Below are 11,377 nucleotides of genomic sequence, written 5' to 3' on the forward strand. Positions count from 1 at the left end.
TGGATTTCTCCACTCCATAAAAGTCTAACTTTTTGGGGTCACTACAATCTAGGCAAGAGTGGCGTCCTTTTCTTTAAAATCGCTGCTGGATGATCAGCAAATCGCTTTAGCAGCAGCTTATTCGTTTGATTTCAACGCATCGATCATGTTGACATGAGTCAGTTTCACATGGGTGACGTACATCACGATGATCGTAAAGAGAATCGTCATGCCGCCGGCTAAAGCATAGGCCGGCCAATTGATCACTAATGGAAAGACCATGTTTTCCATCGAAGCTTGGATCAAAATAAAGTTAGTCAAGAAGTAACCTACTACGTAGCCTGCGAGAATCCCAAATAACGTAAAGACGATATTTTCCCGTACGATGTACATGGTGACTTCTTTATTGTAAAACCCTAATACTTTAATAGTAGAAAGCTCGCGAATCCGCTCGGAAACATTGATGTTGGTCAAGTTATACAAGACGACAAAGGCTAATGCCCCTGATAGTACAACTAAGATCAAGACAATGGAGTTCAAGTTGCCCATCGAATCATCCTGCATTTTGATCTGAGTGGAAAGGAACGTCGTGTTTTTGACTTTGTCGGTATCTAACAAGGCTGTTGATAAAGCTTCCTCTTGTTTTTTCGTCATCGTCTTGCTTTTGACTAAGAACGCATTCGGTTCGAAGGCACTGTCGGTGATTTCTTCGTAAAGAGTCGGTGACAGATATAGAGAATTGCCTAAATAGTTTTCTGCGATGCCGCTGATAGGTACTTCAAAAGCTTCTTGATCGCTAGTATAGAAGGTCAATGTATCCCCAACCTGCAGATCATACAATTCTGCGTATTTCATAGTCAGTACGGCGCCTTCTGTTAATGGCAGCTTCTGCCCTTCCGTCGTTTTCAAATGGACATAGTCGGTAAAAGCTTCTTGATCTGCCGGAACCATCAAGGTCAAACTTTGTTTTCCTTGGTTAGCTGGTCGAATCTCGATCGTTTCATTGTAGACTAGCATCGAATGGGTCACAAGAGGATCGTCTGTTAAAACCGTTTCAGCGGCAGCAACGGTTTCTTCCTTCGCATCATTTAAGGTCACGACGGCTTGATAATCCGTAATGGGCCCAAATTGTTTCGCAGTCACAGCACTTAAGGAATCTTTCAACCCAACGCCTGCCACCATCAGTCCCGTACAGCCTGCGATGCCAATGATTGCCATGATCATTCGCGATTTGTAGCGGAAGATGTTACGGAAGCTGACTTTTTGATTGAAGCTTAAACGTGACCATAAGGGCGTAATGGCCTCTAATAAAATCCGTTTCCCAGGTTTTGGCGCCCGAACTTGCAGTAGCTGGGCAGGTTTTTCCCGCAATTCTTTGATCAAAACAAAGAGGCAAGCACCGAGCGTCGCCAGTAAAAAGGCGATCGCGGCCAAAATAATTGGCGACCAGACATAATAGACGCGAATCCCGTCTAAAAGATACCGTTCGCTGGATAGAAAATAAATCAAACGCGGCAACAGTTCCGTCCCTAATACGGCACCACTGATAATGCCAATGGCCGAAGACAGGAGGGCATAAATCAAATATTTAAGGGAGATCTCGACTTTGCCATAGCCCATCGCTTTTAAGGTCCCGATCTCTTTGCGGTTTTCTTCTACCATCCGCGTCAGTGTCGTAAAGGTGATCAACGCAGCGATAAAGAAGAAGAAGACAGGAAACACATTGGCGATCGCTGCGATACGATCAGACAGCCCACCATATTCTTGGAAACCGGGGTTGTCTTTGCGTTGGTTGTAAAGATACGTAGGTTCTGCCAAGTCTTCGATCTCTGTACGTTTTTCTGCCAGTGTTTGTTGGGCATCGGTTAGTTCTTGTTGCTGTTCATCTAATTGGGTTTGCTGCTGAGCCAATTCTTCTTTCCCAGCGGTCAATTGGCCTTCGAGGGCTGCTTGTTGTACGGGCGGCAGCTGTGCCAGGGCGGCTTGCTGTTGTTCTAGTTCCGCTTTGGCCTGATCCAGTTGGGCTTGTCCATCAGCTAACTGTTTTTGTCCATCGCGGACTTCTTTTTCTGCAGGCGCTAATTCATCAAAAGCATCTTGCTGAATTTCTGATAAGCGTTCTTTAGGGCGATCCGCAAACAGTTCCTCAATCGTTTCTTGAAGGGCTGCCATCTTGTCGGTATACGCATCGGAGTATGTTTCAAGGCCTGCGACATCATCAAAGGCGAGATAAAGGATCGATTTGACCTCCATCTTGAACTGTTCTTCCGGTACATAAGCAAAATACGTCACGACACCGCTGCCGACATTCGCATAGCCACGTTCGGCAGCACTGATATAAATGGGAGAGGTGGCGAACCCAACGATCGTATAGTCTTTGTCCGACAGATTATCGGCATCATCGATCGTAAAAGTATCCCCTATTTGCCAGCCATAATTTTTTGCTTCGGTGTCCAGCACGATTTCATCGGTTTTTTCTGGCAGTCGGCCGTCCTTCACCAGTAACTGGTTGAGTTTCTGTGAGGGATCATAGGAGGTCACTTGCACGACTTCATCTGAATTGGCAGCGTAATAAAATTGATAGGCGGCTTCTGTGTGCGCACCGCTTTTTTCCGCCGCATCAATGTCGTCCTCCGTCAATCCCAGCGTGGAAGTGACTTGCAGATCTGCTAAATGCTGACCGTTGACATATTCACTCGCGGAATGGTTCAGGATCGGTCCCGTCGCTTTGACACCGACAAAGAGAAACGTTCCTAAAAAAATGATCAAGGTGATTGCGATAAAGCGGCCTTTTGATTGGCGAATCTCCCGCAAACTTGCTTTAAGATAGGTTTTATTTTTCATCAGATCCTCCTACCAAACGATTTCATCGATCGAGATTGGATGAGGATTCTCTTCAATGGAACGGACAGTGGCATCGTTGATATGGATCACCCGATCGGCGATCGGGGCAATGGCGCTGTTATGGGTAATGATCAACACCGTATTGCCGTTTTTCCGACTGGCGTTTTGCAAAAGCTTCAACACTTGTTTGCCTGTTTCAAAATCCAGCGCACCGGTTGGTTCATCGCATAATAGCAATTTCGGGTTTTTGGCTAACGCCCGAGCGATCGATACCCGCTGCTGTTCCCCACCAGAGAGCTGCGAAGGAAAGTTGTTTTTACGGTTTTCTAACCCGACTTGTGCTAAGACTTCATCAGGATCGAGTGCATTCGGTGAGACTTCTGTTGCCAATTCAATGTTTTCTTTCGCTGTCAGGTTCGGCACCAAATTATAAAACTGGAAGACGAACCCGACGTCTTTGCGGCGGTATTCCGTCAGCTGTTTGTCGTTAAACTTCGCGATATCGACATTGTCGATAATGATTTGTCCTTCATCTGGCGAATCCATCCCGCCTAAAATATTCAAAACGGTCGATTTTCCTGCACCACTGGGGCCAAGGATCACCACTAATTCGCCTTCTTCAATGGCAAAGGAAAGATCGTTGTTGGCAGTGATGGTGGTTTCGCCCATCTGATAGCGTTTATATTCATTCTTTACTTCAACATAACTCATTAATAAAGCCTCCATTTTTTAAACATGTGTTGATTTAATCACATGGTGTTAGTATACTAAGAAAGAAAAGTAAGAGCAATCCTCAATGCTTACGTATTTGTCATTAAATAGACAAATATTGATCAAATGTACAGAGAAAAGGGGAAACGATATGGTGGGGACTGTGGGGAATCGTCGAACGATCTACTCGAAAAAAGTGATCCGACGCGCCTTTCAGGAGTTATTGTTGGAAAAAGAGTACCGCAAAATCACGATCAAAGAGATTGCGGAACGAGCCGATATCAACCGAGGAACATTTTATAAATATTATAAGGATACGGCCGCGTTGTTGGAGGAGATCGAAGGGGAGCTTGTTGAGCAGATCGCATCGAACTTGCAGCAGGAAAATTTGTCATTGGATCTTTGGTTGGAAAAGCTGTTGACGATTTTGTATGAGAATCCTAGTACGACCCATTTGATTTTGTTAAACAACAGCCATTTGCTGAATCTTTTGTTGTCAGAGATCAAACCGGAGACCTTGAAACGGTTTGCCCAATACTTTCAAGATGCTTCCGAGGAAGAATTGGAACTGTGTCTTAGCTTTTTTGTCTGCGGGTCTATCGGGTTGATCGAACGCTGGCTCAAAGATTTCTCAACGATGTCGCCAAAAGCTGTCGCTGAACTGTTGATCCAAATTTTTGTGACTAATGTATATGAGGATAAGAAGAGCTAAAAAAAGAGGGAACGATCCAATAACCAAAAAGGAACGCAGCAAGAGACAATTTGCTGCGTTCCTTTTTTTATTTAGTCAACGAGGCGCTCGTCGTTCATCCCAAAGTATTGATGCAATGGTTTTTGCCGTGCTTCTAATAATTGATCGACAGTCACGAATTCGTAGCCTTCGTTTTTGAGCATTTTAATGACTCCCGGTACGGCTTTCACAGATTTCGGGTGAATGTCATGGATCAAGATCATGGCACCATTAAAGACATTTTGTTGCACCAAGGCATTGATCTTCTTCGGATCCTTCAATTTCCAGTCTTGAGAATCGATGTCCCATTGAATGATCGGCATGCCAATGGTTTGTGCGCTTTGTTTGTCGATAGCGCCATAAGGGGGCCGTAAATTTCTAGGTAGTAAACCCGTCGCATTATAAATGGCTTTGTTGGTTTTTGTGACTTCTGCCTGCAAATCTTCCGCTGAAAGAGTATTCAGCTGCGGATGAGAGTAAGAATGACTGGCGATCTCGTGTCCAGCTTCTTGGACTTTTTTAGCAGCTTGCGGATATTGCTCTACCATTTGTCCCAGCATAAAGAAGGTCGCTTTAACGTCATTTTCTTGTAAGATGTTCAACAGATCCATGGTGGAGGTACTGTTAGGTCCATCATCAAAGGTCAATGCCACGTATTTTTTATTGGGGTCTAAACTTGGCAAGGCATTGTTGAGTTGGTCAGCAGCCACGAGATCAGGATCAATGAATGGGGCGATCTCGCTGTAAGACAGGGTGATTTCCGTCGCTCCCGTCTGATTTTTTGGCAATTCGATGGTCAGCTTCTCTGGATCGTAAGTAAATTTCGAATCGAAGGTGATCCGCTCCATGGCCAAGACGGCGTCGATGATTTTGGCGGGTTCTTTGGCTTGATCCAGCAGTTTCTGCTGAATGACTTGTTGAATACCTAATAAGCTGCCTTCATCAGGAACCAGTTCTTTCAAAGACAATTCGGTTTGCGTCTTCTCTGATACGAAGATCGGTGCATCCGTTAGGCTGTCCGCATCTTCAAAACGTCCGGTTTCTCGATTCCACACATAACTGTCGGCTTTCAATGAATAAGTAGACACCTTTGAAGCCGCTGCTTGTGCTTGGATGCGGGCAACGGTGACGACTTCTTTTTTCGTTTGTTTTTTACGCAAGTGATCAGCGGCTTGTGTCAACCGTTCTTTGATATCTTTGATGGGAAACGTATCAAGGCCTTGCGGGCGGTAGATCAATTCTTTGGTTGCGCCTTTGGAGAGCACTTCAGGCGTTGTTTTTAACCCATTTTGACTTTGTTCTGCTTGGATTGATGCCAGTAATTTCTCCGCAGCCGCCTCATATTTTTCTTGGGCTGCGACTTCTTGCTGGTGTAACGTGTAAAGGACTGAGCCAGCCGTCGCGATCAAAACGATCAATAATAAGGCGAATAAGGAAAAAATTGCTTTTCGATACGGCTTCTTTCTCGAGGGTGGTCCTTTCGGTCTTTCTTCAGCTGACGCTGTTCGTTTTTGATTATTGTTTGGTTTCTTGTGCAAGTCACTCCGACGGGCATAGGTCTTTCGTTCGGGCATTGGTGAAGCTCCCTTCATTCCATCCTAAATTATGCCCACGTTACCATAAGTCACAGGTACTTTCAACGATCATGCCCGGTTTCTGATAGAGACTTAAAAAGATGAAGGGATTTTTCTAATTATTAATTTAAAAATTACAGCCTTGTTGCGTTGTTTCTCTTGCAAGAAACGATCAAGGGCGTTAGGGGAGCTTTTTTAACCACTATCTATTAGGTGAACTAGAAACCCTCTTCGTAACAGATCACGTGGAGTGACTGTTACGAAGGGGGTGCAATTAAGGGTGCTAAGGCTTAGGCTTTTTCGATTTTTGTCAGTCCGCCCATGTAAGGAACCAGAACTTCTGGTACCGTTACACTGCCGTCTTCGTTTTGATAATTTTCAAGCACTGCGGCTACCGTCCGACCGACAGCCAGACCAGAACCATTTAGTGTATGCATGTAGTGAATCTTGCCCTCTTGATCGCGGTAACGGATCATGGCACGGCGTGCTTGGAAATCTTCACAGTTTGAGCAAGAGCTGATCTCACGGTACATTTCCTGAGCAGGGATCCATACCTCTAAATCATAGGTCTTCGCCGCAGAAAAGCCCATATCTCCTGTACACAAGCTAAGCACTCGGTAAGGTAAGTTGAGTTTTTGCAAAATATCTTCGGCATTAGCCGTCATCTTTTCTAATTCTTCATAAGAATGTTCAGCATCACTGAATTTCACCATTTCGACTTTATTGAACTGGTGCAGGCGAATCAAGCCGCGGGTATCACGACCAGCGCTGCCAGCTTCTGAACGAAATGATGGGCTCAAGGCAGTGAAGTAGGCAGGGAGCTGTTCTTGTTCTAAGATCTCCCCTTGATAGTAATTGGTCAAAGGTACTTCAGCAGTTGGAATCAAAGTCAAATCCGTGTCTGCCAATTGGAAAACATCTTCTTTGAACTTTGGAAATTGCCCAGTGCCAAACATTGCTTGGCTATTGACGATATAAGGGGTGATCATCTCGGTATAGCCATGCTCATAAACATGCTGATCCAGCATGAAGTTGTATAAGGCACGTTCCAAACGAGCACCTAAACCTTTGTAGTAAACAAAGCGGCTGCCAGAAACTTTGGCGCCACGCTCAAAGTCGAGGATCCCCAACTCTTCAGCGATCTCCCAATGCGATTTTGGTTCAAAGGCAAAGGCTTTTGGTTCTGCCCAGCGGCGGATTTCTACATTGTCGTCTTCATCCTTGCCCACTGGAACAGAATCGTTTGGCAAATTCGGCAATGTTGTGGCGATCTCTTTGATGTCTTCATCAATTTGAGCGATCTCTTCATCCAATTGCTTGATTTGGCTGCCGACTTCTTTCATTTGGGCAATTTTATCAGCCGCGTCTTCTTTCGCACGTTTCAAGGCAGCGATCTCACCAGAAACATCGTTGCGCAATTTCTTGCGTTCTTCCGTTTGGACTAAGAGTTCTCTGCGACGTTCGTCAAGCGTTAAAAAGCGGTCCAATACTTCTTTTTGCACGCCTCGTGTTGCGAGTTTGCTTTGTACTTCAGCAAAATTTTGGCGAATCATTTTTACATCTAACATAGTGATACATCCTCCTTTGATTTTTCCATAGAAAAAAGGCCATTCCGATCCCGTGTTGCTTGGGACGAAATGACCATTCGCGGTGCCACCCAAGTTCAGCTTGCGCTGCCCTTGCTGCTCGTATCGTGAGCCAACGATTTTTCTTTCGAAAAATACACGTTAAAGAACTGGATTCTATTTTTTCCAACACTGATTTTCACCAACCATCAGCTCTCTTTACTAGATGAAAAAAATATACTAGGTTCTGTGCCTTGATTATTTTCTTTAGCATACCCAAAAAATGTTGGGGCGTCAACCATAGGTTTGTGTGTTGGACAAATTGTTGCGCTTCAACGGGAGATGAATAATAAAGGACGTCCATTCTGGCGTTGATTTGGCATAGATATAGCCGCCATGTAAGGCGACGATGCTTTGAGCGATCGCTAGACCTAAGCCAGTTCCTCCTGTTTCTTGAGAGCGGGATTCTTCCACTCGGTAGAAACGGTCGAATAGAGAATCAAGGGCTTGCTTAGGAATCATTTGTCCATTGTTTTTGACGGTTAAGATCGCTTCGGTCCCGACTTTCTCGACCTCCATGCGGATCTTATCGGCGCCTTTGCCGTATTTCAAGGCATTTGACAGCAGGTTGTTGAAAACTCGCACCAGTTTTTCGGTATCGCCATCCATTTCGATATGCTCTGGACGGGTGTAGGTTTCGATCTTGATGCCTTTTCGACTAGCTTCTAATTCAAAGTCTGCCGCCAATTGTTCCACTAGCTGAGCCATATCAAATTCCATCACATTAATGGGCACGCTAGGCTGACGCACTTTCGTGTATTCAAACAAATCATCGACGAGGGATTTCATTTGTTTGGCTTTGACATACGCCGTATGAGTATATTTCAGCAATTCTTCTTCCGAATGGTATTGTCGATCTTCGATTAGACCTAAGTAGCCGATGATCGAAGTCAATGGTGTCCGAATGTCATGACTGACATTGGTGATCAGCTCATCTTTGGATTGCTCGATCCGCCGTTCATCTTCGATCGCCGCCACCGTACTGTCGACTAAGCCATTAATATTAGAAACGATCCGACTTAAATCGCCCCGTAACTCGAAGGGGATGCGATGATCGTAGTTGCCTTCTGCGATAAAGTGCAGCTCGCTGATAATGTGACGTAGCTGCATTTGATGGTAACGACGAATCAAACGCCAATATAAGACGATCACATCTAATAGGAAGAACATCGGTAGAATGAAGTTGCGACCACTGCGGAAGATATCTGTGTTGAAGGCAGCCGTGAACGCATTCTTCGATTCATAGATCGCTTCGACTAAAACCGGTGAGTTTTCTCGTATTGAGGTCAAGATGACCAAAATAGCGACATTTAATAGAAGTAAAAGAACAATCGTTACAATTCCTTCCGCAAATAACTCACTGATTTCCTTTGAGGTCAACGTGATCCGTTTCTTTTTTTCGATTGGTGTGTTGCGCTTTTTTTCAGTTGGTTTACTTCGCATCTATTTTGTAGCCGACCCCCCATACTGTTTGGATGACTTTTTCACCATCCGTGGCTTCTTCGATCTTATCTCGCAAGTGACTGACATGGACCATCACTGTTTTGGCAGAAACGACACTTTCTTGTTTCCAAACTCGTTCAAAAATCTCATCGGCGCTAAAGACACGGTTCGGATGCGATGCTAGTAAGTAGAGGATGCCAAATTCTAATGCGGTCAATTGGATCTCATTGCCATCCACCGTTTTTACTTCATGGGAATCGCGGTTGATGATAAGGGAGCTTACTTCCAGAATCTCTGGTTGATTTGAAGCAGCCTGCATCTTGGTTCTTCTCAATAACGATTTTACCCGTGCCATGACTTCTAATGGATTGAAAGGTTTAGTGACATAATCATCAGCACCGGCGACCAATCCACGAATCTTATCCATATCGGTTGTTTTAGCGGTCAACATAATAATGGGGATTTGGGATTCTTTTCTCAATTCTTTGACGACTTGCATGCCGTCCATTTCAGGCATCATGATATCTAAGATCAATAGCTCGATATCAGAAGTGGTGCGAATCTTGGTCAGTGCTTCTTTTCCATCGTATGCTTTGACCGATTCATAGCCTTCATTGTGTAAGTAAATGCTTAATAGTTCTACGATCTCTTTGTCATCATCTGCTACAAGTATTTTCATACTGGGTCCTCCTAGGAACAATATTCTTTTCTCCATTTTAGCAAATATTCCACAAAATAGATAAAATCATACTTAAATTTATAAGAATGATAGGAATTAAGAAAACACAAAAAGGAAAAAGACGAACGATAGGCTAATAATAACGGAAAAAGTCCTTAAAAAAGGCGGAAATCACGGACTAAAAATCACGAATCATCTTTGGAAACGGAGTAACTAGAAACGTTGGTCTATCAATCATTTTATGGTTGACGAATAGCACAAGTCTTGGTATATTATTACATGTGCCAAATGACTAAATGAATTCCTAAAAAGAATTGAAAAAAGTAGTTGACGCACAGCTCGACAGATGATATTATAACGAAGTCGCAATTTTAAAATAGTTAATTGATGTTGATAGATCAACAAAATTAATTGAAAAAAGTTGTTGACAAATAACAAATCATTTGTTATTCTAATTAAGTCGCTGAGACAGCCGCTACGAAGTTGAAAAACAACGAGCGAAAAAAACTTTTAAAAAAAGAGTTGACAATTAAATGTCACTCTGATATGATATAAAAGTTGCTAACACAGCACGGTAGACCTTTGAAAACTGAACAAAGCAAGCAAACGAACCAATGTGTAGGACGTTTCAATTTATTGAAACAAATACATGCAAGCAATAGCTAGCAAAGTTAATTTTTATGAGCTTAATGACCGTATGGTCATTCAAACAAATCATTATGAGAGTTTGATCCTGGCTCAGGACGAACGCTGGCGGCGTGCCTAATACATGCAAGTCGAACGCTTTTTCTTTCACCGGAGCTTGCTCCACCGAAAGAAAAAGAGTGGCGAACGGGTGAGTAACACGTGGGTAACCTGCCCATCAGAAGGGGATAACACTTGGAAACAGGTGCTAATACCGTATAACACTATTTTCCGCATGGAAGAAAGTTGAAAGGCGCTTTTGCGTCACTGATGGATGGACCCGCGGTGCATTAGCTAGTTGGTGAGGTAACGGCTCACCAAGGCAACGATGCATAGCCGACCTGAGAGGGTGATCGGCCACACTGGGACTGAGACACGGCCCAGACTCCTACGGGAGGCAGCAGTAGGGAATCTTCGGCAATGGACGAAAGTCTGACCGAGCAACGCCGCGTGAGTGAAGAAGGTTTTCGGATCGTAAAACTCTGTTGTTAGAGAAGAATAAGGATGAGAGTAAAACGTTCATCCCTTGACGGTATCTAACCAGAAAGCCACGGCTAACTACGTGCCAGCAGCCGCGGTAATACGTAGGTGGCAAGCGTTGTCCGGATTTATTGGGCGTAAAGCGAGCGCAGGCGGTTTCTTAAGTCTGATGTGAAAGCCCCCGGCTCAACCGGGGAGGGTCATTGGAAACTGGGAGACTTGAGTGCAGAAGAGGAGAGTGGAATTCCATGTGTAGCGGTGAAATGCGTAGATATATGGAGGAACACCAGTGGCGAAGGCGGCTCTCTGGTCTGTAACTGACGCTGAGGCTCGAAAGCGTGGGGAGCGAACAGGATTAGATACCCTGGTAGTCCACGCCGTAAACGATGAGTGCTAAGTGTTGGAGGGTTTCCGCCCTTCAGTGCTGCAGCAAACGCATTAAGCACTCCGCCTGGGGAGTACGACCGCAAGGTTGAAACTCAAAGGAATTGACGGGGGCCCGCACAAGCGGTGGAGCATGTGGTTTAATTCGAAGCAACGCGAAGAACCTTACCAGGTCTTGACATCCTTTGACCACTCTAGAGATAGAGCTTCCCCTTCGGGGGCAAAGTGACAGGTGGTGCATGGT

General features: G+C 44.6%; 7 protein-coding genes, 1 rRNA gene and 1 other annotated feature (1 of these 9 cut by a window edge). Of the genes, 2 read left to right on the forward strand and 6 right to left on the reverse strand.

Annotated elements, in window-relative coordinates; genetic code table 11:
- Positions 1–117: 117 nt before the first annotated feature.
- Together IGI96_RS07285 and IGI96_RS07290 are read right to left on the reverse strand one after the other, a co-directional pair.
- Positions 118–2,823 (reverse strand): FtsX-like permease family protein, encoded by a 2,706-nt coding sequence (locus IGI96_RS07285; protein WP_438784977.1) that lies wholly within the window; start codon positions 2,821–2,823, stop codon positions 118–120.
- Between the two features lie 9 nt (positions 2,824–2,832).
- Positions 2,833–3,534: an ABC transporter ATP-binding protein gene (locus tag IGI96_RS07290; RefSeq protein WP_010748457.1), complete on the reverse strand. Its 702-nt coding sequence runs from the start codon at positions 3,532–3,534 to the stop codon at positions 2,833–2,835.
- 85 nt (positions 3,535–3,619) lie between these two features.
- Here IGI96_RS07290 and IGI96_RS07295 point away from each other — a divergent pair, with 85 nt between their 5' ends.
- The gene (locus IGI96_RS07295; protein WP_016608906.1) at positions 3,620–4,246 is read left to right on the forward strand and encodes a TetR/AcrR family transcriptional regulator; all 627 of its coding nucleotides are present in this window, start codon (positions 3,620–3,622) and stop codon (positions 4,244–4,246) included.
- 71 nt (positions 4,247–4,317) lie between these two features.
- Here IGI96_RS07295 and IGI96_RS07300 read toward each other — a convergent pair whose 3' ends face one another.
- The 4 genes from IGI96_RS07300 to IGI96_RS07315 form a co-directional block, all read right to left on the reverse strand.
- Complete coding sequence (locus IGI96_RS07300; RefSeq protein ID WP_438784978.1) at positions 4,318–5,838, reverse strand: polysaccharide deacetylase family protein; 1,521 nt, start codon at positions 5,836–5,838, stop codon at positions 4,318–4,320.
- A 290-nt stretch (positions 5,839–6,128) separates the two neighbouring features.
- Entirely contained in the window at positions 6,129–7,406 is a 1,278-nt protein-coding gene (gene serS / locus IGI96_RS07305) for a serine--tRNA ligase (protein ID WP_086338847.1), read from the reverse strand.
- A gap of 57 nt (positions 7,407–7,463) precedes the next feature.
- Positions 7,464–7,662 (reverse strand) — a binding site (T-box leader).
- A 35-nt stretch (positions 7,663–7,697) separates the two neighbouring features.
- Positions 7,698–8,906 (reverse strand): sensor histidine kinase, encoded by a 1,209-nt coding sequence (locus IGI96_RS07310; protein WP_005226244.1) that lies wholly within the window; start codon positions 8,904–8,906, stop codon positions 7,698–7,700.
- A complete protein-coding gene (locus tag IGI96_RS07315; RefSeq protein ID WP_008376963.1) occupies positions 8,896–9,585 on the reverse strand; it encodes a response regulator transcription factor in 690 nt (229 codons plus the stop codon). The genes IGI96_RS07310 and IGI96_RS07315 overlap by 11 nt, the downstream gene beginning before the upstream one ends.
- 715 nt (positions 9,586–10,300) lie before the next feature.
- Between IGI96_RS07315 and IGI96_RS07320 the strand changes: the two genes are divergently transcribed.
- A 16S ribosomal RNA gene (locus IGI96_RS07320) occupies positions 10,301–11,377 on the forward strand (it continues 482 nt past the right edge of the window).

This window comes from Enterococcus sp. DIV0421 (assembly GCF_051713745.1).
Taxonomy (GTDB): Bacteria; Bacillota; Bacilli; order Lactobacillales; family Enterococcaceae; genus Enterococcus_D; species Enterococcus_D casseliflavus.

Bases quoted from the DNA above. Each gene is read 5' to 3' on its own strand.
- IGI96_RS07285 (WP_438784977.1), bottom strand. From the start codon at position 2,823: ATGAAAAATAAAACCTATCTTAAAGCAAGTTTGCGGGAGATTCGCCAA.
- IGI96_RS07315 (WP_008376963.1), bottom strand. From the start codon at position 9,585: ATGAAAATACTTGTAGCAGATGATGACAAAGAGATCGTAGAACTATTA.
- serS (WP_086338847.1), bottom strand. From the start codon at position 7,406: ATGTTAGATGTAAAAATGATTCGCCAAAATTTTGCTGAAGTACAAAGC.
- IGI96_RS07310 (WP_005226244.1), bottom strand. From the start codon at position 8,906: ATGCGAAGTAAACCAACTGAAAAAAAGCGCAACACACCAATCGAAAAA.
- IGI96_RS07295 (WP_016608906.1), top strand. From the start codon at position 3,620: ATGCTTACGTATTTGTCATTAAATAGACAAATATTGATCAAATGTACA.
- IGI96_RS07300 (WP_438784978.1), bottom strand. From the start codon at position 5,838: ATGCCCGAACGAAAGACCTATGCCCGTCGGAGTGACTTGCACAAGAAA.
- IGI96_RS07290 (WP_010748457.1), bottom strand. From the start codon at position 3,534: ATGAGTTATGTTGAAGTAAAGAATGAATATAAACGCTATCAGATGGGC.